The organism is Methylobacterium iners (assembly GCF_022179305.1).
GTDB lineage: Bacteria > Pseudomonadota > Alphaproteobacteria > Rhizobiales > Beijerinckiaceae > Methylobacterium > Methylobacterium iners.
Genome location: NZ_BPQP01000044.1, coordinates 1 through 23,087, shown reverse-complemented (window position 1 = coordinate 23,087; position 23,087 = coordinate 1). Strand labels below are relative to the sequence as shown.

The window sequence follows — 23,087 nt, the reverse complement described above, 5'->3', positions numbered from 1 at the left end:
GCGCGGAGACATGCCATGGTCCGTCTGAACGTGAACGGCAGCGTCCGGGAGGTCGAGGTCGAGCCCGACACCCCGCTCCTCTGGGTCATCCGCGAGCAGATCGGACTGACCGGCACCAAGTACGGCTGCGGCATCGCGCAATGCGGCTCCTGCACCGTCCATATCGACGGGGCGGCCGTGCGCTCCTGCTCGATGCCGGTCTCGAGCGTCACGGCGGAGCAGAAGATCGTCACCATCGAGGGCTTGAGCGCGGGCGCGAGCCACCCGGTGCAGAAGGCCTGGGCGCAGCTCGACGTGCCGCAATGCGGGTTCTGCCAGCCCGGCATGATCATGGCCTCGGCGGCGCTGCTCGCCCAGAACCCGCGCCCGAGCGAGGCCGAGATCCGCGCCGAGATCACCAACATCTGCCGGTGCGGCACCTACAACCGTGTGCTCGCCGGCATCCAGCTCGCCGCCGAGGGCGGCGAGTCCGGCCGCGGCTGAGGGAGGTTTTCGATGACCACGACCACGCCTCGTTCCTCTGCCCCCTCCCGCCGCTTCGTCCTGGGCGGTCTCGCAGCCGCGGGCGGCCTCGGGCTCGGCTTCCACGTGCCCTTCCTCCCGCCCGCCGCCGCGCAGGGCGCAGCTACGTCCACGCCTGAGATCAATGCCTGGGTCGTCATCAAGCCCGACGAGACGGTCGTCATCCGGATCGCCCGCTCCGAGATGGGGCAGGGGACGCTGACCGGCCTCGCCCAGCTCGTGGCGGAAGAGCTCAGCTGCGACTGGTCGAAGGTCACGACCGAGTACCCGACGCCCGGCCAGAACGTGGCGCGGGGCCGGATCTGGGGCGATTACAGCACCGGCGGCAGCCGCGGCATCCGCGAGTCGCACGAATACGTCCGCAAGGGCGGGGCGGCCGCCCGCATCATGCTGGTCGAGGCCGCCGCCAAGGGCTGGGGCGTGCCGGCGGGCGAGTGCCGGGTCGAGAAGGGCGTGATCACCCATTCCGCCTCCGGCCGCACCACCACCTACGGCGCGGTGGCCGGAGACGCCGCCAAGCTCACGCCGCCCAAGGACGTCGTGCTCAAGGACCCGAAGGACTGGACCATCGCCGGCAAGCCGGTGGCCCGGCTCGACACCCTGCCGAAGGTCGACGGCAGCCAGATCTACGGCATCGACCTGACGATGCCCGGCCTCCTCAACGCGGCGATCAAGGATTGCCCCGTCACTGGCGGCAGCGTGAAGAGCTTCGACGCCAAGGCGGTCGAGGGCATGCCGGGCGTGCGCAAGGTCGTGCAGGTCGGCGACAGCGCGGTCGCGGTCGTCGCAGACACCTTCTGGCGGGCGAAGACCGCGCTCGACGCGCTGCCCATCACTTGGGACGAGGGCCCGAACGCGAGGGTCTCGAGCGCAGACATCGCCGCGATGCTGGCCGAAGGGCTGGACGCCAAGGAGGCCTATGTCGGCAACAAGGGCGGCGACGTCGCGGTCGCCTTGAGCAGCGCGGCCAAGGTCGTCGAGGCGACCTATGGTTTCCCCTTCCAGAACCACGCCACGATGGAGCCGATGAACGCGACCGTGCGCTGGACGCCGGAGCGCTGCGAGGCCTGGGCGCCGACGCAGAACGGCGAGGGGGCGCTGGCAGCCGTCGCCGAGGCCTCGGGGCTCTCGGCCTCGAAATGCGACGTCCACAAGCAGCTCCTCGGCGGCGGCTTCGGGCGCCGCGGCGCGACCCACGACTGGCTGCGCCAGGCGGTGATGATCGCGCGTGAGATGCCCGGCACGCCGATCAAGATGATCTGGACCCGCGAAGAGGACATGATCCACGGCCGCTACCACCCGGTGACGCAGTGCCGGATGCGGGCGGCGCTGGACGAGAAGGGCGAGCTCACCGGGCTGCACATGCGCATCTCCGGCCAGTCGATCCTGGCCTCGGTGGCGCCGAACCGGATGGTCGACGGCAAGGACCCGGTGGTCTTCCAGGGCCTCAACCCGTCCGGGCCCGAGGCGGCGATCGGCTACACGATCCCGAACCTCCTCGTCGACCACGCCATGCGCAACCCGCACATCCTGCCGGGCTTCTGGCGGGGTGTGAACATGAACCCCAACGCCATCTACCTCGAATGCTTCATGGACGAGCTCGCGCACGCGGCCGGCCAGGATCCGCTCGCCTTCCGCCTCAAGCTGATGGGCAACCATCCCAAGCACCGGGCCGTGCTGCAGGCGGTGGCCGACAAGGTGGGCTGGGGCACCAAGCCGGCCGACGGCATCCACCGCGGGCTCGCCCAGATGATGGGCTTCGGCTCCTACGTCGCGGCGGTCGCCGAGGTCTCGGTGGACGGGGAGGGCGCGCTCAAGGTCCACCGGATCGTGGCCGCGACCGATTGCGGCCACGCGCTGAACCCGCAGCAGATCGACGCGCAGATCGCCGGCTCCTTCGTCTACGGCCTCTCGGCGGCGCTCTACGGGGAATGCACGGTGAAGGACGGCCGCATCGAGCAGACAAACTTCGACAGCTACCCCGTGATGCGCATGGACGCGATGCCCAAGGTCGAGAGCATCGTGATCCCGTCGGGCGGCTTCTGGGGCGGCGTCGGCGAGCCGACCATCGCGGTGGCCGCGCCTGCCGTCCTCAACGCGATCTTTTCCGCCACCGGCAAGCGCGTGCGCCAGATCCCCGTGAAGAACACGGATCTGCGCCGGGCGTGAGGCGGATGCGGGCGGCGCTCCTCGTCCTCCTGACCGGCCTCGGCCCCGCGGGCGCGGCCGAGCTGCGCCCGCCGCCGGGCGCGGCCGCCTGCGCCGGCTGCCACGCGGCCGGCGCCGCCATGGGCGCGATCGCCGGGCGCCCCGAGGACGAGACCGCGGCGGCGCTCGCCGCCTATCGCACGGGCGAGCGGCCGGCGAGCGTGATGACCCGCATCGCCAAGGGGTTTTCGGACGAGGAGAGCCGGGCGATCGCGACCTATTGGGCGCAGGTGAGGGAGTGATGGGCGGGGCGTCGAAGACATCTCCCGACCGATCCGACTGCGCGCCTCTCCTCCCCCTTGTGGGGAGGAGTGGGAGATGGGGGTGGCTGGGTGACCCTGCTGCGGAGGCAGGTGGAACCACCCCCACCCCTATCCCTCCCCACAAGGGGGAGGGGATTCCCGCGCTATGACCCATCCGACCCGCCGCCGCCTCCTCGCCGCGGGGGCCGCTCTGGCCTTCTCCCGACCCGCGCTCGCGCAGGCCAAGCCCAAGGTCGTCGTGATCGGTGGCGGCTTCGGTGGAGCGAGCGCCGCCCGCGACCTGCATCGGGGCGGCATCGACGTCACCCTCGTCGAGGCGAGCCCCACCTACGTCTCCTGTCCCTTCAGCAACGAGGTCATCGCCGGCTTGCAGCCGATGCAGGCGCAGCGCTTCGGCTACGAGGGCCTGGCCCGCGCCGGCATCCGGGTCGTTCATGCCAGGGCCGAGAGCATCGACGCGGACGGGCGCCGGGTGAGCCTCGCCGACGGCGCGAGCCTTCCTTACGACCGCCTCGTCCTCTCGCCCGGGGTCGATCTGCGTTTCGACGCCATCCCCGGCTACGATTCGGGGGCCGCGGAGGTCATGCCCCACGCCTGGAAGGCCGGCGCGCAGACCGAGCTCCTGGCGCGCCAGCTCGAAGCGATGCCGGACGGCGGCACCGTGGTGATGGCGGTGCCGGCCAATCCCTATCGCTGCCCGCCCGGGCCCTACGAGCGGGCGAGCCTGATCGCGCACGTCCTCAAAACGCGGAAGCCCGGCGCCAAGCTCATCGTGCTCGATGCCAAGGACACGTTCTCGAAGCAGAAGCTCTTCGAGTCGGCCTGGCGCGCGCTCTACCCCGACCAGCTCGAATACGTGCCGCTGGCCCAGGGCGGCGCGGTGACCGGCGTCGACCCGGCCAGCATGACCGTCCGGACCGACTTCTCGGAGTACAAGGCGGATGTGGCCTGCATCATCCCGCCCCAGCGGGCCGGTGCGATCGCGGCCATCGCGGGCGTCGCCGACCGCTCCGGCTGGTGCCCGATCGACCCCGTCACCTTCGAATCGCGGCTCGTGCCCGGCATCCACGTCATCGGCGACGCGGCGATCGCCGGCGCCATGCCGAAATCCGCCTTCTCGGCCAACGCGCAGGCCCATATCTGCGCCGGGGCCGTCATCGACCTCCTGGCCGGCCGCCCGCCGGGGACGCCGAAGCTCATCAACACCTGCTACAGCCTCGTCGCGCCGGGCTACGGCATCTCGGTCGCGGGGGTCTATCACTCGGCCGGCGAGGTGCTCGCCGACGTCGAGGGCGCCGGCGGGACGAGCCCGCTCGACGCGCCGGCCTCGCTGCGCGAGCAGGAGGCGCTCTACGCGGCCGACTGGTACCGGACCATCACCCGGCAGGTGTTCGGGTGAGGGGGATCTGTTCCGTCTGCCACCGTCCCTTGTCATTCCGGGGCTGCGCAGCAGAGCCCGGAACCCAGAGCCGCCGACGGCTCCCCAGCTTGCGGCGTCAGTGGTTCTGGGTTCCGGGCTCGCGTTCAGCGCCCCGGAATGACAAGCGGGAAAGGAGTTGGCGCATCCGCTCCGTGGGGTCGCTTCTCACCCTCCTGGCCCTCACCGCGCCGGCCGCTGCCGAGGCGGGACTTCCTCCCGTCGCGATCCGGGGCGACGCGATCCCAACCTCCCTCACCGGCGCGCCGGGCGATCCCGCCCGCGGCCGGGCGATCGTCGCGGACCGGACGAAGGGCCTCTGCCTGCTCTGCCACGCCGCGCCGATCCCGGAGGAGCGCTTCCAGGGCGATATCGGCCCGGGCCTCGCGGGAGTCGGCGCCCGGCTCTCGCCGGCGCAGCTGCGCCTGCGCCTCGTCGACGGACAGGCCTTGAACCCGGACACGATCATGCCCTCCTATTACCGCATCGATCCAAGTCCCCGGGTCGGCGCGGCCTTCGCCGGAAAGCCGGTCCTGGACGCGCAGGGGATCGAGGACGTGGTCGCCTACCTGGCGACCCTGCGCGAGACGGAGGAAGGACAGCGACCGTGAGCCAGGCCCGACCGAAGACGCAGAGCCGGCGCGCCCTCCTCGCCTCGGGGACGGGCGCGGCGCTGGCCATCGCGCTCCGCCCCGTCCGGGCCGCGGCCGCGACCCGCACCGAGTCGACCACTGATGCCATCCGCCGCTTCGCCGGGGAGGCGCCGATCGCGCCCGGCCGGGTCACCCTCGACCTGCCGCCGCTGGTCGAGAACGGCAACGCGGTCACCATCACTGTCAGCGTCGAGAGCCCGATGAATGAGGCGGACCATGTCCGCCGCATCGCATTGTTCAACGAGAAGAACCCGCAGCCGAACGTGATCACGGTGCATCTCGGGCCGCGCGCGGGCCGCGCGGCGATCACGACGCGCATTCGGCTCGCCGACACCCAGCGCATCACCGCCATCGCCGAGACCAGCGACGGCCGCTACTGGTCGGCCTCCGCCGACGCGATCGTGACGCTCGCCGCCTGCCTGGAGGGTTGAGGACATGGCCCGGACCCTGATCAGCGTGCCCAAGACCGCCAAGGCCGGCGACATCGTGACGATCAAGGTGCTGATCTCGCACCCGATGGAGACGGGCTTCCGTCCCGGCCACGACGGCCGCATCCTGCCCCGCGACATCATCACGGAGTTCACCTGCCGCTTCGACGGCGAGGAGGTGTTTCGCGCCGAGCTGTTTCCGGCGACGTCGGCCAATCCCTACCTCACCTTCACGACCCGGGCGACGAAGAGCGGCACGCTGAGCTTCACCTGGCGCGGCGACAACGGCTTCGACCAGACCGAGACCGCCGCGATCCAGGTGACGTGACGGCGGCCTCCGCGATGCGGCTTCGCCTTATGAGGCGTGGGCCCCCTCTCCTGGAAGGAGAGGGACAGGGTGAGGTGTGTGCCCCATCCGGAGAAGACGCGAAGCGTCCGAACGACGGCGCCGTCCATAGGGAGCCGCTGCCGCGGCCAGTTATCGGCTGGATCCCGGATCGCCTTTCGCCAACGCTCCAGGCGTCCGGGAAAGGGCGGCGGAGACCGGGTGATCCCTCCGGAGAGGTCCCACACCTCACCCCAACCCTCTACGTCCAGGAGAGGGGGCACGCGCGCGGCCTCCTCGCCTCGGTCGCCTTTGCCGTCTCCGCGGTGGCAGCCGAGATCCCGCCGGGCGAGCGCCGCTCCGGCTTCGATGCGATGGCGCCCGAGACCCGCGCGATGCAGGAGGACGACACGTCCAATCCCGGGATGCTCTGGGTCCAGGACGGAGCCGAACTCTGGGCGCGGGCGCCCTCGGCGGACAAGCCCGCCTGCGCCGGCTGCCATGGCGCGGCGGAGGCCGGCATGCGCGGCGTCGCCGCCCGCTATCCGGCCTTCGATGCGCGAAGCGCCCGTCCGATGGACCTCCAGGGCCGGATCAATACCTGCCGCCGCGAGCACCAGGGCGCTGAGCCCCTGGCGCTCGAGGGTCGCGACCTCCTCAGTCTCGCCGCCTACGTCGCGAATCAGTCGCGGGGCTTGGCCGTCGCGCCGCCCGCCGATCCCCGCCTCGATCCGGCGCGCGCGCAGGGAAGGGCGCTGTTCACCGCCCGGATGGGCCAGCTCGGCCTCTCCTGCGCGGCCTGCCACGACGACAACCACGGGCGGCGGCTCGGCTCCGCGACGATCCCGCAGGGTCACCCGACGGGCTACCCCCTCTACCGGCTCGAATGGCAGGGCCTCGGCTCCCTCGGGCGGCGCCTGCGCAACTGCATGACGGGGATGCGGGCGGAGCCCTTCGCCGCGGGCGATCCGGAGGCGATCGCCCTCGAAGCCTACCTGATGCAGCGGGCCGCCCCGCTCCTCATCGAGACCCCGGCCGTGCGGCCGTAGGGCGCTCAGGCGGCAAGCCGCATCGCGTTCCGCTTCAGGTCCGGTTCAACCGGAACGGCCTAGCTTTGCCGGACTCTTGGCAGCAGCCGCGCCGATCCGAGGCCGGCTGCCGTTGTGAGAGCGCGTCTCGCAGCGTCCCGTTCCATGCTCGCTCTCACGGCAACCTCCCTCGGCACGGATCCCCGACCGATCACGCTCGCGGAGGCTTGGCAGCCCCGGCCCACTGCGCCGGCGCTATTCCGTAGCCTGATGCCCGCCCTCGACCTCGCCTTCGGCCTCGAGCACGGGCCGGACTTTCCGGAGGAGGTCGCCGCGTTGGTCGCCAGGCTCCGCGTCGGCCCCCTCGGTCAGCCACAAGGTCTCGAATGCGGGACCCTGAGCTGCGCCGCCGGCTGCGAGGTCTGAGCGAAGCGAGGCACCGGCGTGCGGAACGCTCTCATTTCCGGAAGCCGACCCGGGCCATCGCGCCCCAGCCCTGGTGGCCGCGCAGGCGCCGGAGGTTGTGGTCCGCAGGGAAGCCAAGCACGTCAACGATGAGGACGTGGCCGAAACCCACCGTACCGATGCGCCTGTCGCGCGGGCGGAAGAGCATGCCGCCGTGCCGGAAGAACCTCTCCAGCGCCCCGCGCTGCCAGCGGCCGAGCACGCGCCAGGGCTTGGGCGCCTCGGTTCAGCAGACGGGCTCGACCACGGCCCCTGATGGGGCTTACGCGCCGCGCGCCGCCGGCGTGGGGTCGTCGTCGGGCGCGCGCAGGCGGTAGCCGATTCCGGTCTCGGTGAGGAGGATGCGCGGCCGCTCCGGGTCGGCCTCGAGCTTCTGCCGGAGCTGGCGCATGTAGACCCGCAGGTATTGCGGATCGGAGGAGGCGGAGACCTCCTGCATGAGCTGGGCATGGGTCAGCACCTTGCCGGCATGCAGCACGAGGATTCGCAGGAAGGCGTATTCGCGCGGCGTCAGCCGCACCTCCGCGCCGTCGACCCGCACCACGCGCCGGACGAGGTCGACGCTGAGCCGGTCGACCCGGAAGACCGGGCGCTCGCCCTGGACCGCGAGCTGGTGGCGCAGGGCCGTCCGCAGGCGCGCCAGCAGCTCGGCCATGCCGAAGGGCTTGGTGACGTAGTCGTCGGCGCCCTGGTCCAGCGCCTCGACCTTGCCGGGCTCGTCGTCCCGGCTCGACAGTACCACGATGGGCAGATCCGGATGGCGCTCGCGGATCGTGCGCAGCAGGTCGTGCCCGCGCATGTCGGGCAGGCCGAGGTCGAGGATGACGAGGTCGGCCTCCTCGCGGCCGAGGATCTCCAGGGCGGTGCGGCCGTTCGGCGCCTCCAGGAGGCGGTAGCCCTGCGTCGCGAGCCCCAGGCGCAGGAGCCTGCGGATCGGCGGCTCGTCGTCGACCACGAGGATGGTCGGACTCATGGGATCGGACTCATGCCGCTCGGTCCTCGCGCGCGGTCCGGGCCGGAAGCGACACCGTGAAGGCGGCGCCGTTCCGGTCGCCCCGGTTGCCCGCGGTGACGGTGCCGCCCATGGCCTCGACGAAGCCGCGCGCGATGGCAAGCCCGAGACCCGTGCCGGCCCGGACGCGGTCGCCCTTGCGGACCCTGTAGAACTTGTCGAACACGCGCTCGACATCCTCCTCGGGCAGCCCGTCGCCCTCGTCCAGCACCTCCAGGCGGATCCGGGCCCCGTCCCGACGGGCCCGGACCGTCACGAGCGAGCCCTCGGGGGCATACTTGGCGGCGTTGTCGAGAAGGTTGACGAGCACCTGCTCGAACAGCACCGGATCGAGCGGCAGGGCCGGCAGGTCCGGGGGCATCTCCACGACGACGCGGTGGCCCGCCAGCACGCCCTCCGTCCGGCGCAAAGCGGTGTCGACGATCTCGCCCAGATCCTGGGGCGCGAGGTTGGGCGCCACCGCGCCGGCCTCCAGCCGCGTCATGTCGAGGAGGTTGACGATGAAGCGGTTCAGCCGCTCCGATTCCTCAATGATGGTCGCCAGCAGGTCCGCCTTTGCCTCGCCGGGTAGGGCGGCGTCGAGGTCGCGCAGCGTGCTGGCGGCGCCCAGCACCGAGGCCAGCGGCGTGCGCAGGTCGTGGCTGATCGAGGTGAGCAGCGCCCGGGCCAGGCGGTCGGTCTCGGCGGCGCGCTCGGCCCGGTCAAGGTCCTCGACGAGGCGCACCCGCTCGATGGCGAGCGCGCCCATGTCGGCCAGCGCGTCGAGCAGGCGCCGCCCCTCCGGCGTCAGGATCGGCCCGGTGCCCTCCGCGTCGAGGCCGATCACGCCGAGGGTGCCGCGGCCCGTGCGCATCGGCAGGAACAGGCGGCGCGCGCCGGGCAGCGTGTCGGCGCCGCGGCCGGCCGGACGGTCGTTGTCGAAGGCCCATTGCGCCGCGGCGAGGTCGGCCGGGTCGAGCCTGTCCTCGGGCGGGTAGCCGGCGCGCACCGTGACGGCGCTCCCCTCCGGCAGGAGCAGCACCACGCGCACCTTCAGCATGGCCGCGACCCCAGCCGAGGTCGCCCAGAGCACGTCGTCGAGGGTGCCGCAGCCGGACAGCGTGCGGCTGAAGCCGTAGAGCCGCTCGGTCGCGCGGGTGCGCGCCTGGCTGACCACCGCGGTGCGGCGCGAGCGCGAGGCGAGGTTCGAGACGAGCACGGCGACGATGGTGAAGAGCAGGAAGGCCGCGACGTTGGTCGGGTCGGCGATGGTGAAGGTGTAGACCGGCGGCAGGAAGAAGAAGTTGTAGGCGAGCGAGGCGGCGACCACCGCGACGAGGGAGGCCCCGGGCCCGGCGCGCACGGCCACGGCGACGACGGCGGTGAGAAGGAACAGGTCGGCGTTCTCGACGCCGAGGAGGGGCTGCAGCAGCAGGGCGAGCCCGAGCCCGGCCGCGGTGGCGAGCAGGGCCAGGGCGTAGGGCCGGGCCGAGAATCCCGGGCCGGGGGGCAGGGTGGCGACGGCCCGGCGCGGCCCGGCCTCCGCCGGCACCCCTTCGCCCGGGACGACGTGCACGCTGATGTTGCCGCTGCGGCGCACGAGGTCGTGGACGACGGAGCCGTTCAGGAGCTCGAACCACCACGAGCGCGTCGTCTTGCCCACGACCACGTGGTTGACGTTGGCCGAGCGCGCATAGGCCAGGATGTCCTCGGCGAGGCGGCGCCCGCCCGGCGTGGTGACCGCGTCGCCGCCGAGCCGGTCGGCGAGGCGCAGCGCCTCGGCGATGCGGTCGCACTCGGCCTCGCCGAGGGCGGCCGAGCGCAGCCCCTCGACGCTGAGCGCCGTCCAGGGGGCGTGGAGCCGGTCGGCGAGGCGCTTGGCGTAGCGCACGAGGCCGGCCGAGCGCGGGTCCTCGCTGACGCAGACGAGCACCCGCTCGCCCGCCCCCCAGGGACCGGGAATCGCGTTCGCCCGCATGTGGCTGAGCAGCTCGTCGTCGACCCGATCGGCGGTGCGCCGCAGCGCCAGCTCGCGCAGAGCGGTGAGGTTGCCGCGGGAAAAATAGTGGCGCAACGCGCGCTCGGCGTTGCCCGGGACGTAGACCTTGCCGTCCTTGAGGCGCTGGATCAGGTCGTCGGGGTTGAGGTCGACCACCTCGATGTCGTCGGCCCGGTCGAGGATGCCGTCGGGCACCGTCTCCCGGACCCGGATGCGGGTGATCTGCGCCACGACGTCGTTGAGGCTCTCCACGTGCTGGATGTTGAGGGTGGTGTGCACGTCGATGCCGGCATCGAGCAGCTCCGCCACGTCCTGGTAGCGCTTGGGGTGGCGCGAGCCCGGGGCGTTGGTGTGGGCGAGCTCGTCGACCAGGGCCAGCGCCGGCCGGCGAGCGAGGAGCGCGTCGAGGTCCATCTCCTCCAGCACCGTGCCGTGATAGGGCACGCGCCGGCGCGGGATCACGCTGAGGCCGTCGAGCAGGGCCTCGGTCTCGGCCCGGCCGTGGGTCTCGACCACGCCGACCACGACGTCGACGCCGGCCTTGAGGCGGGCGCGGCCGATGGTGAGCATCTCGTAGGTCTTGCCGACTCCGGGCGCGGCGCCGAGGAAGATCTTCAGGCGACCGCGCTGATGCGCCTCGCGACGCGCCGCCTCCAGCAACGAGTCGGGCGAGGGACGTCCCGGGTCTCGCTGCGGCTCCGGCATGCGGGGACCGTCCCATTCCTTCGCTGTTACTTGGCCGCAAGATCGTCCAGGGCGAGGTTGAGCGCCAGCACGTTCACGCGGGGTTCGCCGAGGATCCCGAGCAGCCGGCCCTGCACCTGCCGGCCGACGAGGTCGCGCAGCCTATCCTCGGGCAGGCCCCGGGTCCTGGCGATGCGGGGCACCTGGAACAGGGCGGCCTCCGGCGAGAGATCGGGGTCGAGGCCCGAGCCGCTGGTCGTCACGAGGTCGACGGGGACGGCCTGGCCCGGGTTCTCGGCCCTCCACCTCTCGACATCCGCCTTCACCCGCTCGGCGAGCGCGGCGCTGGTCGGCCCGAGGTTCGATCCCGCCGAGCCGGCGGCGTTGTAGGGCGAGGGCACGGTCTTGGCCGCATCCGCCGGGTCCGCGGCGCTGGTGGCGGAGGGCCGGCCCTGGAAGTAGCGCGCGCTCGTGAAGGACTGTCCGATCAGGCTGGAGCCGACGAGCTTCCCGTCCCGCTCGACGAGGCTGCCCGCCGCCTTGGCGGGGAAGATCGCCCCGGCGATGCCGGTCATGGCGAGGGGGTAGGCGAGGCCCGTCACGGCCGTCAGGACGACGAGGAGGACGAGGGCGGGGCGAAGGTGGCGCAGCATGGCGGGCCTTTCGAGGGACCGGGATCAGGCGAGGTGCATGGCGGTGACGGCGAGGTCGATCAGCTTGATGCCGATGAAGGGCACCAGGATGCCGCCCAGCCCGTAGACGAGGAGGTTGCGCCGCAGGAGCGCGGCGGCGCCGACCGACCGGTAGGTGACGCCGCGCAGGGCCAGCGGGATCAGCGCGATGATGATCAGCGCGTTGAAGATGATCGCGGACAGGATTGCGCTCTGGGGCGAGGCGAGGCCCATGACGTTGAGCGCCTGGAGCTGCGGATAGAGCCCGAGGAACATCGCCGGGATGATGGCGAAGTATTTCGCGACGTCGTTGGCGATCGAGAAGGTGGTGAGCGCGCCCCGCGTCATCAGAAGCTGCTTGCCGATCCGCACGATCTTGATGAGCTTGGTCGGGTCGGAATCGAGGTCGACCATGTTGCCGGCCTCGCGCGCCGCCACCGTGCCGGTGTTCATGGCGACCCCGACATCGGCCTGGGCCAAAGCCGGCGCGTCGTTGGTGCCGTCGCCGCACATGGCGACGAGCTTGCCCTCCGCCTGCTCCCGGCGAATCAGCGCGAGCTTGTCCTCAGGGGTGGCCTGGGCGAGGAAGTCGTCGACGCCCGCCTCCGCCGCGATGGCGGCCGCGGTCATCGGGTTGTCGCCCGTGATCATCACGGTGCGGATGCCCATCTGGCGCAGCTCGGCGAAGCGCTCGCGGATGCCGCCCTTCACGATGTCCTTCAGAGCGACGACGCCGAGCAGACGGCCGTCCTTGGCGACGGCGAGCGGCGTGCCCCCGGCCTTGGCGATCGCCTCGGCGATGGCGCGGATTTCGGCCACGATCTCTGTCTCGGCGGCCGGGAGGTAGGCGAGGGCCGCGTTCGAGCCGCGGCTCGCTGCCGGCTGACCGGAGGCGGCGGCGATCACCGCGTCGACCGCGCCCTTGCGGATGGACGCCCCCTCGAGATCCACGCCGCTCATCCGCGACTGGGCGGTGAAGGGCACGAAGGTCGCGTTGAGGCTCGCCATGTCGCGGGCGCGGATGCCGTAGCGCTCCTTGGCGAGCACCACGATGGAGCGGCCCTCGGGCGTCTCGTCGGCCAGCGAGGCGAGTTGAGCCGCGTCGGCGAGTTCCTGTTCCGAGACGCCCCGCACCGGGCGGAGCTCGGTCGCCTGGCGGTTGCCGAGCGTGATGGTGCCGGTCTTGTCCAGCAGCAGCGTGTCGATGTCGCCCGCCGCCTCGACGGCCCGGCCCGACATCGCGAGCACGTTGAAGCGCACGAGGCGGTCCATGCCGGCGATGCCGATGGCGGACAGGAGCGCGCCGATGGTGGTGGGGATCAGTGTCACGAAGAGCGCGACGAGGACGACGAGGGGGATCGTCCCGCCGGCGTAGGACGCGAAGCTCGGGATCGAGGCCACCGCGAAGACGAAGACGATGGTCAGCCCGGCGAGCAGGATGTTGAGCGCGATCTCGTTCGGGGTCTTCTGGCGCGCCGCGCCCTCGACCAGCGCGATCATGCGGTCGACGAAGGTCGAGCCGGCCGCCGCGGTGATTCGCACCTTGATCTCGTCGGACAGGACCTGGGTGCCGCCGGTGACCGCCGAGCGGTCGCCGCCCGATTCCCGGATGACCGGGGCAGATTCGCCGGTGATGGCGGCCTCGTTCACGGAAGCCACGCCCTCAATGACCTCGCCGTCCGAGGGGATGAGGTCGCCGGCCTCGACGAGCACGACGTCGCCGACCTTGAGCGCGGTGCCGGGCACGGTCTCGTAGGCTCGTCCCCCGCCCGTCAGGCGCTTGGCCGTTATCTCGGTGCGGGTGCGCCGCAGGCTGTCGGCCTGCGCCTTGCCGCGTCCCTCGGCGAGCGCCTCGGCAAAATTGGCGAAGATCAGGGTGAACCAGAGCCAGAGGATGATCTGGCCGGAGAAGAACAGGCCGCCGGCGCCCGCGAGGAGATCGCGGACGAACAGCACGGTGGTGAGCGCCGCCACAACCTCGACGACGAACATGACCGGGTTCCGGATCATGAACCGCGGGTCGAGCTTCCTGAGCGCGCCGAGGAGCGCGGGCCCGATCAGGGCGGCGCTGAACAGGGATGACGAGGGACGGGACATGGTGCGGTGTCCGGGGTGAAGGCGGGAAGGACCCGGCGTTGCGCGCCGGTTCAGGAGACCGTCCAGCCGGCGGCCAGGGCGAAGGCGGCCGTGAGGGCGAAGCCGCCGAGCAGGGTGACACCGAGCACGGCCAGGATCAGGTCCGACATCCGTATCGGCGGTCTCTTGGCCTCGTCCCGCCGCGGTGGCGGGCGGTGCATGAGGCGCTGATGAGGCAGGCGGCCCGGGCGGAGGACGTGGCGCATGTCAGCCTCCCGTCGAAAACGTCTGGCCGGCGGCGCCGGCGAGGTGCTCGACGATCGGCCCGAGCGCCAGCGACGGGAAGAAGGTGAGGCCGCCGACGATCAGAATCACCCCGACGAGCAGCCCGACGAAGAGGCCGCCGTGCGTCGGGAAGGTGCCGGCCGAGGCCGGGACGGTCCGCTTGGCCGCGAGCGACCCCGCGATGACGAGCGCCGGGATGATCACGAAGAAGCGGCCGACCAGCATGCCGAGCGCCAGGGTGGTGTTGTAGAAGGGGGTGTTGCCGGTGAGCCCGCCGAAGGCCGAGCCGTTGTTGGCCGCCGCCGAGGTGAAGGCGTAGAGGATCTCGGAGAAGCCGTGCGGGCCGGCATTGGCCGGCCCCGCGAGGCCTGCAGGGACCACCGTCGCGACCGCCGTGAGCCCCAGCATCATCAGCGGCAGGCAGAGGATGGCGAGCATCGCCATCTTAACCTCCCGCGCCTCGATCTTCTTGCCGAGATATTCCGGCGTGCGCCCGACCATGAGGCCGGACACGAAGATCGCCACGACGACGAACACGAGCATGCCGTAGAGGCCCGCGCCGACGCCGCCGACGATGATCTCGCCGAGCTGCATGTTGATCATCGGGATCATGCCGCCGAGCGCCGTGAAGGAGTCGTGCATGGAGTTCACCGCCCCGCAGGAGGCGGCGGTGGTCACGACCGCGAAGAGCGCGGAGGCGACGATGCCGAAGCGGACCTCCTTGCCCTCCATGTTGCCGCCGGTGAGGCCGAGGCCGTTCAGCACCGGGCTGCCGGCGCTCTCGGCCCAGTAGGTCACCGCCGTGCCGGCCAGGAACAGCGCGCCCATCGCACTGAGGATGGCCCAGCCCTGGCGCTCGTCGCCGACCATGCGGCCGAAGACGTTGGTCAGCGCGGCGCCCAGCGCGAAGATCGTGACGATCTGGACGAAGTTCGCGAGCGCGGTCGGGTTCTCGAAGGGGTGGGCGGCGTTGGCGTTGAACAAGCCGCCGCCATTGGTGCCGAGCATCTTGACCGCGACCTGGCTCGCCACGGGCCCGACCGCGATGGTCTGCCTGGCCCCCTCCAGGGTCGTCGCCTCGACATAGGCGCCGAGGGTCTGCGGGATGCCCTGCCAGACGTAGAAGAGCGTCAGCCCCACGCAGAGCGGCAGCAGCACGTAGAGGGTGCAGCGGGTGAGATCGACCCAGAACGAGCCGACGGTGCCGGCCGAGGCGCGCGAGAACCCGCGGATCAGCGCCATGGCGAGCGCGATGCCGGTCGCGGCGGAGAGGAAGTTCTGCTGCGTCAGCCCCAGCATCTGCGACAGGTAGGAGAGCGTGCCCTCGCCGCCGTAATTCTGCCAGTTGGTGTTCGTGACGAAGCTCGCCGCCGTGTTGAAGGCGAGGTCCGGCGCCACCGCCGCCTGCCCCATCGGGTTCAGCGGCAGCCCCTCCTGCAAACGCAGGATCGCGTAGAGCAAGAGGAAGCCCAGCGCGTGGAAGACGAGCATGGCGAGGCCGTAGCCGAGCCAGGTCTGCTCGTGGCGCGCGTCGATGCCGGCGAGGCGGTAGAGGCCGCGCTCCAGGGGCGCGAGCACGGGGGAGAGGAGGGTGCGCTCGCCCGCGAAGACGCGGGTCATGTACAGCCCGAGCGGCCGCACGAGCGCCAGCACGACCGCGCAGAACAGCGCGATCTGGATCCAGCCGATGCCAGTCATGGGTTTGTCCGTGCCTTAGAACCGCTCGGGGCGGACGAGGGCGTAGGTGAGGTAGACGAGGAGCCCAGCGGTCACGAGGGCGCCGAGCACGAGGTCGAGGGTCACGGCAGCCTCCCTCAGAGGCGTTCGCAGAGCGCGGCGTAGCCGGCGGCGAGGGCGAAGAAGGCGAGGCCTGCGGCCAGGAAGACGAGGTCGGGCATGGTGCGTCCGGTACGAAGGGCAGGCCGGTCGCGAGAGGGTTCGCGCGCCGGCCGCCGACGCGGATTGTGGCCGCGAACCGCATGAGGATGCGAGAGAGAGGCGGGGACGACTTTCTCAGGATCCCGTTAGGATCCGGAGGGCGCCGGCAGACCGGGAGGGCCGGTAGCCCTGCCCCTCAGTCGAGCCGCCCCTCAGTCAAGCCGCCCCTCTTGGACCGCGTGGCAGGCCACGCCATCGATCAGGCCCGGCACCTCCGCGCGGCAGCGCTCGTTCGCGAAGGGGCAGCGCGGGTGGAAGGTGCAGCCGGAGGGCGGGTCGATCGGGTTCGGAATCTCGCCCGAGACCGGTGTGCGCGTCCGCCCGGTCATCCCGATATCGGGCACCGCGTCGAGCAGCATGCGCGTGTAGGGGTGGCGGGGCGCCCGGAACAGGGCGTGGCTCGTCCCGATCTCGACCACGCGGCCGAGATACATCACGCCGACCCGTGTCGCCATGTGCCGGACCACGGCGAGGTTGTGGCTGATGAACAGGTAGGTGAGGCCGAGCCGCCCCTGCAGGTCCCGCATCAGGTTGAGGATCTGGGCCTGGACCGAGACGTCGAGCGCCGAGGTCGGCTCGTCGCCCACCAGGAACTCGGCCTCCGAGGCCAGCGCCCGGGCGATGGCGACGCGCTGGCGCTGGCCGCCGGAGAATTCGTGCGGGTACTTCACCCGGTCGTCCGGGTGCAGGCCGACCAGGGTGAGGAGCTCGCCGACGCGCGCCAGGATCGCGGCCTCGCCCTGGAGCAGGTTGAAGGCGCGGATCGGCTCGGCGATGATCCGGCCCACCCGCCAGCGCGGGTTCATCGACGCGTAGGGATCCTGGAAGATCATCTGGATGCGCCGCCTGAGGCGCCGGCGCTCGGCCGCCTGGCGCGGGTCGGTCATCGAGACGCCCGTGATGCGCACGTCCCCGCCGCTGGGCGGCAGCAGGCCGACGACCATGCGCGCCACCGTCGACTTGCCCGAGCCGGATTCGCCGACCAGCGCGAAGGTCTCGCCCCGGGCGATACTGAACCCGACGCCGTCGACGGCGCGCAGGATCTGGCGGGGCCGGCGCTCGATCACCCGGGTCAGCCAGGGCTGCGAGACGTCGAAGTCGCGGCGCAGATCCGCGACCTCGACATAGGCGGGCGGCCGCGTCGGCCCCTCCGCTCTCATGCGGCCACCGAGCCCTGGGCGTCGTAGAGGTGGCAGGCCACGCGATGCCCGTTCACCGGGATCTGTTCCGGACGCTCGACGTGGCAGCGCGCGAAGGCCCTGGGGCAGCGCGGGTGGAAGGCGCAGCCCTTCGGGATGGCGGTCAGCCGGGGCATGGCGCCGGGGATCTGGGTGAGCCGGTCGGTCTCCTGCACCAGGGTCGGGATCGCCCCCATCAGCCCCACGGCGTAGGGGTGGAGCGGCGCCTGCACGAGGCCGTGCACCGGCCCGATCTCGGCGATGCGGCCGGAATACATCACGGCGACGCGGTCGGCGGCCTCGGCGATCACCCCCATGTCGTGGGTGATCAGCATCACCGCCGTGCCGTGCTCGCGCCCCAGGCGCTTGAGGAGCGCGATGATGCCGGCCTGGACCGAGACGTCGAGGGCCGTCGTCGGCTCGTCGGCGATGATGAGCTCGGGCTCGGCCGCGAGCGCGAGCGCGATGACGGCGCGCTGGCGCATGCCGCCGGAGAACTCGTGGGGGTAGCCGTCGATGCGCCGCTCCGGTGCCGAGATGCCGACTTCCGCCAGCAGATCGACGGCGCGGGTCCGCGCGGCCCTGGGCGAGAGATCGGTATGGGTGCGGATGGTCTCCACAAGCTGATGGCCGACCCGGTAGAGCGGGTTCAGGCTCGTCAGGGGGTCCTGGAAGATCATGCCGATGCGCTTGCCCCGAACCCTGCGCATCGCCTCGGGCGCCAGGTTGTCGATGCGCTGGCCCGCAAGGCGGATCTCGCCGCCCGCAATGCGGCCGGGCGGGTCGATGAGGCCGATCACCGCCGCCCCGGTCACGGACTTGCCGGCCCCGGATTCGCCGACGACGCCGAGGATCTCGCCCTTGGCGACGTCGAAGGAGACGCCGTCGATGGCCTTCAGCACGCCGCGACGCGTGGCGAACTCCACGCGCAGGTCGCGGACGGAGAGGACGGGTTCGGTCATTGCAGCTTCGGGTTCAGCGCGTCGCGCAGCCAGTCGCCGAGCAGGTTGATGGCGATGACGAGGCCGGCGAGCGCCAGGCCGGGGAAGGCGACGATCCACCATTCGCCCGAGAACAGGTAGCCGTTGCCGATGCGGATCAGGGTGCCGAGCGACGGCATCGTGTCGGGCAGCCCGGTGCCGAGGAAGGACAGGGTGGCTTCCGTGATGATCGCCAGCGCGAGGTTGATGGTCGCGATGACGAAGACGGGGCCGGTGACGTTGGGCAGCACGTGACGGACCATGATCACCGGCGAGGACAGGCCGATCAGCCGCCCCGCCTGGACGTAGTCCTTGCCCTTCTCGACCATCACCTGGGAGCGCACGGTGCGCGCGTACTGCACCCAGAAGGAGAGGCCGATCGAGACCACGATCAGCGCGATGGTGGCGTCGGTGTCCATGTGCCCGCCGAGCGCCGCCTTGGCGACGCCGTCGACGACGAGCGCGATCAGGATCGCCGGGAAGGTCAGCTGCACGTCGGCGACGCGCATGATCAGGGTGTCGAGCACGCCGCCGAAATAGCCCGCGATGAGCCCGAGTCCGATGCCGAGCGTGCCCGAGACGAGCACGCCGAGCAGCCCGACCACCAACGAAAGGCGCAGGCCGTAGAACACCGCCGAGAGCACGTCCCGGCCCTGGTCGTCGGTGCCCAGCAGGAAGGGCCGGACGCCCTCGGCCTGCCAGAGCGGGGGCAGGTTCGAGTTCATCAGTTCGAGCTGGGCCGGGTCGTAGGGGTTCTGCGGCGAGATCCAGGGTGCGGCGAGCGCCACGGTGAAGAACAGGAGCGTGACCGCGAAGGCGGCCATCGCGATCTTCGAGCGCCGGAAGCTCGAAAACAGGTCCGAGTCGAGAAACCGGGCCCAGCGCGACCGGCGCGCAAGCGGCTCGCCCCTCGACGCGATCGCGGCCTCGCTCATCGGGCGTTCCCCGTCGAGAGCCGCAGGCGCGGATCGACGATCGTGTAGAGCACGTCCACCGCGAGGTTGATGGTCACGAAGATCGCCGCGACGAGCAGCAGGTAGGCCGACATGATCGGGATGTCGACGTTCTGCACCGCCTGCACGAACAGGAGGCCCATGCCGGGCCACTGGAACACGGTCTCGGTGATGATCGAGAAGGCGATGACCGAGCCGAGCTGCAGCCCGGCGATAGTGATCACGGGGACCAGGGTGTTCTTGAGGGCGTGCCCGAAATGGATCGCCCGGGTGGTGAGGCCGCGGGCGCGGGCGAAGCGGATGTAGTCGGTGCGCAGCACCTCCAGCATCTCGGCCCGGACGAGGCGCATGATCAGGGTCATCTGGTAGAGCCCCAGCGTCACCGAGGGGAGGATCAGCGCGCGCCACCCGGAGGCCGTGAGGAAGCCCGTCGTCCACCAGCCGAGCCGGACCGTGTCGCCGCGCCCGAAGGAGGGCAGCCATCCGAGCGTCACCGAGAACAGGAAGATGAGCAGGATGCCGATCAGGAAGGTCGGAAGGCTGACGCCCACCAGCGAGATCGCCAGGAAGAGCTTGGCGAGCAGCGTCTCGCGCTTGAGGGCGCAATAGACCCCCATCAGGATGCCCATGCTCAGCGCGAAGAGCGTCGCGCACAGCGCGAGTTCGAGGGTCGCGGGCATGCGCTCGGCCAGCAGCGCAGAGACCGGCTGCCGGAACTGGTAGGAGATCCCGAAATCCCCCCGCAGCACGGCGCCGGCATAGCGCGCGAACTGCACCGCGACGGGATCGTCGAGGCCCAGCGCCCGGCGGATCTCGAGCCGCTCGGCCGGCGGCGTGTCGACGCCCACGATCTGGTTCACCGGGTCGCCGGCGAAGCGGAACATGGAGAAGGCGGTCAGCCCGACCGTGAACAGCACCACGACGGATTGGAGGAGGCGGTTGAGGAGGAAGGCGAGCATGGATCAGCCGGCCCGCCGGGAGACCGATCGCGGGCGGCGCGCCGCGCTCCCTCTCCCCGGGGGAGAGGGTTGGGGTGAGGGGAGCGAACTCCCCGGATGGGGCACGCCCCTCTCCCTCCGGGCAGGGCAATCGCAGATCAGGTTGCGTCCGCCGGAAACGTTCCAGCAGCCTCCGTTTGTCATTCCGGGGCTGCGCAGCAGAGCCCGGAACCCATAACCGCTGACGGCGCCGACTGGACCTCGACCTGCGGTTCTGGGTTCCGGGCTCGCCTGGCGGCGCCCCGGAATGACAAGGATGGTGCGAGAACCCTGGCGGTGAGCAGATAATCTCATCTGCGGTCGCCCTTCCCTCCAGGAGGGGGGACCCGCGCTCCACCTCGACCGCCGCGCGGAGGCGGACGCCGCCGCCATCGGCGCTCGCATCCTCACGGCTCCTTCGAAACCCAGTAGAGCATGAACTGGTTGTCGGGCCGCTGGGCGAGCTTCACCTTCTTCGAGACGCCCCAGGCCAGCGCCTGCTGGTGAAGGGGGATGTAGCCCCACTCGGCCTGGACGATGTCGAAGCCCTGCTTGATCAGCGCGTCGCGCTTCGCCTCATCGGTCTCGGCCTCGACCTGATCGGCGATTTCGTCGACCTTGGGATTGCAGTAATTGCCGAGGTTCCAGGCGCCGCGGCCGGATTTCGGATCCTTCCGGCAACCCGTGATCTCGTAGAGGATGTTGTGGGAATCCTGCGAGGAGGGCGTCCAGCCCACGAGGTAGAACGAGGTGTCGTAGTTCGGCGCCAGCACCTTGGCGAAGTACTTCGCCTTGGGCTGGGCGTTGAGGTTCACCTTCACGCCGACACGGGCGAGCATCGAGACCACGGCCTGGCAGATCGCCTCGTCGTTCACGTAGCGGTCGTTCGGGCAGTCCATCGTCAGGGTGAAGCCGTCGGGGTATCCGGCCTCGGCGAGCAGCGCCTTGGCCCGCGCGGGATCGTAGGTCGGGCGCTTGAACTCGCCGGCCCGCGCGTAGAGCTGCGGCGCGATCAGCAGGGCGGAGGGGGTGGCCTGGCCGCGCATGACGCGCTTGGCGATCGTGTCCTCGTCGATCGCCCGGTAGAAGGCCTCGCGGACGCGGACGTCCTTGAAGGGGTTCTTGCCCTTCACGCTCGAGTCCTTGAGCTCGTCGCGCCACTGGTCCATCCCGAGGAAGATCGTGCGCAGCTCGGGGCCCGCCAGGACGGCGGCGTTGCCGCTGCCGTTGACCCGCTGCGCGTCCTGCAGCGGTACCGGGTCGGCCCAGTCGACCTCGCCCGAGAGCAGGGCCGCGACCCGCGTCGCATCGTTCTGGATGGTCGTGAAGATCGCGGTGTCGAGGTTCGATTCCACCTTGCCCCAGTAGTTCGGGTTCCGCTTGAACACGGTGCGGACGCCCGGCTGGTGCTCGGTGATGAGGAAGGGGCCGGTGCCGTTGGCGTTGAGCGCGGCGTAGCTCGGCGAGGTGGCGCTGGCCGGGGAGGGGGCGACGGCGCCGTTCTTCTCCGCCCAGGCCTTCGACATGATGTACCAGTTGGCGAACTGGTAGGCCGCGATCGGGTTCGGCTTCTGCAGCTTCATGTCGACGGTGTGGTCGTCGACCTTCACGAACTCGGCGTCGGCGGGCACGTTCGTCTGGAAGTTCGAGCCCGGCGCCCGGACCCGGTTGGCGGAGAACACGACGTCGTCGGCCGTGAAGGGCGAGCCGTCGTGGAACTTGACCCCTTTTCGCAGGTGGAAGCGCCAGCGCGTCGGCTCCGGGATCTCCCAGGACTCCGCCAGCGCCGGCACCATCTTCAGGTTCTTGTCGCGGGTGATCAGCGCTTCGTAGGCCGCCCCGTGCATCCCGATCGTGAAGGTCTCCTTCAGCGAGTAGGGATCGAGAGACTTGATGTCGCCCTGGAAGGCGAAGCGGAGGGTCGTCTCCGCCCGCGCCCCGCCCGCGAGCGCCAGGGCAAGTCCGAGGCCGAGGCCCAGCGCGCGACCGCGTCGTCTCAGGGTTGAAGACGGCAAGCGGAACTCCTCGATGCGCAAGGGATCGTCGTTGCAGGCTCGACGCCCGGAGGCGCCCTGACCGGACCTTAATCGGCATCCGGCCAACAATGAAACCGGCCGGACTCGGACAGTCGACGCACAAGCCGCGCCAGCACCGACCGGCCGGCCCCTCCCGGTCGGGCCGCGGCCCGGCTCAGGCCGGGACCGCCCTCGGCGAGCGGCGGGCGAAGTCGTCGGCCATGTCGTTGAGCGTCACGAAGCGCACGCCGGGCTGGCGGATCATGTAGGCGATGAGGTCTTCCAGCATCAGGAGCACCTGCGGCCGGCCCGAGACGTCGGGATGGATCGTCATCGGAAACACCGCGTAATCGTGCTCGCGGTAGACCCAGTCGAAGGTGTCGCGCCAGGTCTGCCCGAGATCGCGCGGGTTCACGTAGCCGTGGCTGTTCGGGAACCCCTTGATGAACATCATCGGCGGAAGGTCGTCCAGGTACCAGCTCGCCGGAATCTCGATCAGGCTCGTCTCGGTGCCGTGGACGAAGGGCGTCATCCACTCGGCCGCGGCCTTGGAGTAGTCGATCGGCGTCCAGCCATCGCCGACGCGCAGGTAATAGGGCGTGAAGTCCCGGTGCATCAGGCTGTGGTCGTACTTGATGCCACGGTCCAAGAGGATCTCCACGCTGTTGGTGCTGACCTCCCACCAGGGCGCGACGTATCCCGTCGGGCGCTGGCCGCTCAGCCGCTGGAGGACCTCGATGGACTTGTCGAAGACGTCCTCCTCCTGCTGGCGCGACATCGCCAGGGGGTTCTCGTGGCTGTAGCCGTGCAGCCCGACCTCGTGCCCGTGGCGGACCACGGCCTCCATCTCCCGCGGGAACGATTCCACGGAGTGGCCGGGGATGAAGAACGACTGCTTCAGGCCGAAACGCTCGAAGAGCCGCAGCAAGCGCGGCACGCCGACCTCCGCGGCGAAGACGCCGCGCGAGATGTCCCCCGGGCTGTCCTCGCCCTGGTAGGAGCCGAGCCATCCACGTCGACGCGGTCGCGGG

General features: G+C 71.1%; 23 protein-coding genes. 9 read left to right on the top strand and 14 right to left on the bottom strand.

What is annotated here, in order from left to right; all coding sequences use genetic code 11:
• Window positions 1-15: 15 nt before the first annotated feature.
• From MFF55_RS14645 to MFF55_RS14605, 9 genes are all read left to right on the top strand, one after another.
• Window positions 16-483, top strand: coding sequence for a (2Fe-2S)-binding protein (locus MFF55_RS14645; protein ID WP_238244840.1), 468 nt, complete (start codon window positions 16-18; stop codon window positions 481-483).
• 12 nt (window positions 484-495) lie between these two features.
• The gene (locus MFF55_RS14640) at window positions 496-2,691 is read left to right on the top strand and encodes a xanthine dehydrogenase family protein molybdopterin-binding subunit (protein ID WP_238244839.1); all 2,196 of its coding nucleotides are present in this window, start codon (window positions 496-498) and stop codon (window positions 2,689-2,691) included.
• 5 nt (window positions 2,692-2,696) lie between these two features.
• Window positions 2,697-2,972, top strand: a complete 276-nt coding sequence (locus MFF55_RS14635) for a c-type cytochrome (protein ID WP_238244848.1) — start codon at window positions 2,697-2,699, stop codon at window positions 2,970-2,972.
• A 166-nt stretch (window positions 2,973-3,138) separates the two neighbouring features.
• Window positions 3,139-4,392, top strand: a complete 1,254-nt coding sequence (locus MFF55_RS14630; protein ID WP_238244838.1) for an NAD(P)/FAD-dependent oxidoreductase — start codon at window positions 3,139-3,141, stop codon at window positions 4,390-4,392.
• Window positions 4,393-4,565: 173 nt separating this feature from the next.
• Window positions 4,566-5,021, top strand: coding sequence for a sulfur oxidation c-type cytochrome SoxX (gene soxX, locus MFF55_RS14625; protein WP_238244837.1), 456 nt, complete (start codon window positions 4,566-4,568; stop codon window positions 5,019-5,021).
• Window positions 5,018-5,494, top strand: a complete 477-nt coding sequence (locus MFF55_RS14620; RefSeq protein ID WP_283206746.1) for a SoxY-related AACIE arm protein — start codon at window positions 5,018-5,020, stop codon at window positions 5,492-5,494. The genes soxX and MFF55_RS14620 overlap by 4 nt, the downstream gene beginning before the upstream one ends.
• A 4-nt stretch (window positions 5,495-5,498) precedes the next feature.
• Window positions 5,499-5,819, top strand: a complete 321-nt coding sequence (gene soxZ, locus MFF55_RS14615; protein ID WP_238244836.1) for a thiosulfate oxidation carrier complex protein SoxZ — start codon at window positions 5,499-5,501, stop codon at window positions 5,817-5,819.
• 323 nt (window positions 5,820-6,142) lie between these two features.
• The gene (gene soxA / locus MFF55_RS14610; protein WP_238244835.1) at window positions 6,143-6,865 is read left to right on the top strand and encodes a sulfur oxidation c-type cytochrome SoxA; all 723 of its coding nucleotides are present in this window, start codon (window positions 6,143-6,145) and stop codon (window positions 6,863-6,865) included.
• Window positions 6,866-7,009: 144 nt separating this feature from the next.
• Window positions 7,010-7,270: a hypothetical protein gene (locus MFF55_RS14605; RefSeq protein WP_238244834.1), complete on the top strand. Its 261-nt coding sequence runs from the start codon at window positions 7,010-7,012 to the stop codon at window positions 7,268-7,270.
• Window positions 7,271-7,301: 31 nt separating this feature from the next.
• Here the strand turns inward: MFF55_RS14605 and MFF55_RS14600 are convergent, their stop codons facing one another.
• The 14 genes from MFF55_RS14600 to MFF55_RS14535 all read right to left on the bottom strand — a co-directional run.
• The gene (locus tag MFF55_RS14600; RefSeq protein ID WP_238244833.1) at window positions 7,302-7,511 is read right to left on the bottom strand and encodes a hypothetical protein; all 210 of its coding nucleotides are present in this window, start codon (window positions 7,509-7,511) and stop codon (window positions 7,302-7,304) included.
• A gap of 60 nt (window positions 7,512-7,571) precedes the next feature.
• Window positions 7,572-8,282 carry a response regulator gene (locus MFF55_RS14595; RefSeq protein ID WP_238244832.1) on the bottom strand — a complete coding sequence of 237 codons (711 nt, stop codon included), beginning with the start codon at window positions 8,280-8,282 and terminating at the stop codon, window positions 7,572-7,574.
• A 10-nt stretch (window positions 8,283-8,292) separates the two neighbouring features.
• Window positions 8,293-11,004 (bottom strand): ATP-binding protein, encoded by a 2,712-nt coding sequence (locus tag MFF55_RS14590; RefSeq protein WP_238244831.1) that lies wholly within the window; start codon window positions 11,002-11,004, stop codon window positions 8,293-8,295.
• A 26-nt stretch (window positions 11,005-11,030) separates the two neighbouring features.
• Window positions 11,031-11,636: a K(+)-transporting ATPase subunit C gene (locus tag MFF55_RS14585; protein ID WP_238244830.1), complete on the bottom strand. Its 606-nt coding sequence runs from the start codon at window positions 11,634-11,636 to the stop codon at window positions 11,031-11,033.
• 24 nt (window positions 11,637-11,660) lie between these two features.
• On the bottom strand, window positions 11,661-13,751 hold the full coding sequence (gene kdpB, locus MFF55_RS14580) for a potassium-transporting ATPase subunit KdpB (protein WP_238244829.1): 2,091 nt from the start codon (window positions 13,749-13,751) through the stop codon (window positions 11,661-11,663).
• Window positions 13,752-13,801: 50 nt separating this feature from the next.
• On the bottom strand, window positions 13,802-13,996 hold the full coding sequence (locus MFF55_RS14575) for a hypothetical protein (protein WP_238244828.1): 195 nt from the start codon (window positions 13,994-13,996) through the stop codon (window positions 13,802-13,804).
• A gap of 1 nt (window position 13,997) precedes the next feature.
• Window positions 13,998-15,713: a potassium-transporting ATPase subunit KdpA gene (kdpA, locus tag MFF55_RS14570; protein WP_238244827.1), complete on the bottom strand. Its 1,716-nt coding sequence runs from the start codon at window positions 15,711-15,713 to the stop codon at window positions 13,998-14,000.
• A gap of 15 nt (window positions 15,714-15,728) precedes the next feature.
• Window positions 15,729-15,818, bottom strand: coding sequence for a K(+)-transporting ATPase subunit F (locus MFF55_RS14565; protein ID WP_238244826.1), 90 nt, complete (start codon window positions 15,816-15,818; stop codon window positions 15,729-15,731).
• A gap of 287 nt (window positions 15,819-16,105) precedes the next feature.
• A complete protein-coding gene (locus tag MFF55_RS14560) occupies window positions 16,106-17,113 on the bottom strand; it encodes an ABC transporter ATP-binding protein (protein ID WP_238244825.1) in 1,008 nt (335 codons plus the stop codon).
• Entirely contained in the window at window positions 17,110-18,093 is a 984-nt protein-coding gene (locus MFF55_RS14555) for an ABC transporter ATP-binding protein (RefSeq protein ID WP_238244824.1), read from the bottom strand. The genes MFF55_RS14560 and MFF55_RS14555 overlap by 4 nt, the downstream gene beginning before the upstream one ends.
• Entirely contained in the window at window positions 18,090-19,046 is a 957-nt protein-coding gene (locus tag MFF55_RS14550; RefSeq protein ID WP_238244823.1) for an ABC transporter permease, read from the bottom strand. Before MFF55_RS14550 ends, MFF55_RS14555 begins: the two co-directional genes overlap by 4 nt.
• Window positions 19,043-20,023, bottom strand: coding sequence for an ABC transporter permease (locus MFF55_RS14545; protein ID WP_238244822.1), 981 nt, complete (start codon window positions 20,021-20,023; stop codon window positions 19,043-19,045). Before MFF55_RS14545 ends, MFF55_RS14550 begins: the two co-directional genes overlap by 4 nt.
• Window positions 20,024-20,448: 425 nt before the next feature.
• Window positions 20,449-22,020 (bottom strand): ABC transporter substrate-binding protein, encoded by a 1,572-nt coding sequence (locus MFF55_RS14540; RefSeq protein WP_373874808.1) that lies wholly within the window; start codon window positions 22,018-22,020, stop codon window positions 20,449-20,451.
• A 211-nt stretch (window positions 22,021-22,231) separates the two neighbouring features.
• The coding region (locus tag MFF55_RS14535; protein WP_238244821.1) for a polysaccharide deacetylase family protein at window positions 22,232-23,087 on the bottom strand (856 nt) is incomplete at its 5' end.

Bases quoted from the DNA above. Each gene is read 5' to 3' on its own strand.
- MFF55_RS14645 (WP_238244840.1), top strand. From the start codon at position 16: ATGGTCCGTCTGAACGTGAACGGCAGCGTCCGGGAGGTCGAGGTCGAG.
- MFF55_RS14640 (WP_238244839.1), top strand. From the start codon at position 496: ATGACCACGACCACGCCTCGTTCCTCTGCCCCCTCCCGCCGCTTCGTC.
- MFF55_RS14635 (WP_238244848.1), top strand. From the start codon at position 2,697: ATGCGGGCGGCGCTCCTCGTCCTCCTGACCGGCCTCGGCCCCGCGGGC.
- MFF55_RS14630 (WP_238244838.1), top strand. From the start codon at position 3,139: ATGACCCATCCGACCCGCCGCCGCCTCCTCGCCGCGGGGGCCGCTCTG.
- soxZ (WP_238244836.1), top strand. From the start codon at position 5,499: ATGGCCCGGACCCTGATCAGCGTGCCCAAGACCGCCAAGGCCGGCGAC.
- MFF55_RS14605 (WP_238244834.1), top strand. From the start codon at position 7,010: ATGCTCGCTCTCACGGCAACCTCCCTCGGCACGGATCCCCGACCGATC.
- MFF55_RS14595 (WP_238244832.1), bottom strand. From the start codon at position 8,282: ATGAGTCCGACCATCCTCGTGGTCGACGACGAGCCGCCGATCCGCAGG.
- MFF55_RS14590 (WP_238244831.1), bottom strand. From the start codon at position 11,004: ATGCCGGAGCCGCAGCGAGACCCGGGACGTCCCTCGCCCGACTCGTTG.
- MFF55_RS14585 (WP_238244830.1), bottom strand. From the start codon at position 11,636: ATGCTGCGCCACCTTCGCCCCGCCCTCGTCCTCCTCGTCGTCCTGACG.
- kdpB (WP_238244829.1), bottom strand. From the start codon at position 13,751: ATGTCCCGTCCCTCGTCATCCCTGTTCAGCGCCGCCCTGATCGGGCCC.
- MFF55_RS14575 (WP_238244828.1), bottom strand. From the start codon at position 13,996: ATGCGCCACGTCCTCCGCCCGGGCCGCCTGCCTCATCAGCGCCTCATG.
- kdpA (WP_238244827.1), bottom strand. From the start codon at position 15,713: ATGACTGGCATCGGCTGGATCCAGATCGCGCTGTTCTGCGCGGTCGTG.
- MFF55_RS14560 (WP_238244825.1), bottom strand. From the start codon at position 17,113: ATGAGAGCGGAGGGGCCGACGCGGCCGCCCGCCTATGTCGAGGTCGCG.
- MFF55_RS14555 (WP_238244824.1), bottom strand. From the start codon at position 18,093: ATGACCGAACCCGTCCTCTCCGTCCGCGACCTGCGCGTGGAGTTCGCC.
- MFF55_RS14550 (WP_238244823.1), bottom strand. From the start codon at position 19,046: ATGAGCGAGGCCGCGATCGCGTCGAGGGGCGAGCCGCTTGCGCGCCGG.
- MFF55_RS14545 (WP_238244822.1), bottom strand. From the start codon at position 20,023: ATGCTCGCCTTCCTCCTCAACCGCCTCCTCCAATCCGTCGTGGTGCTG.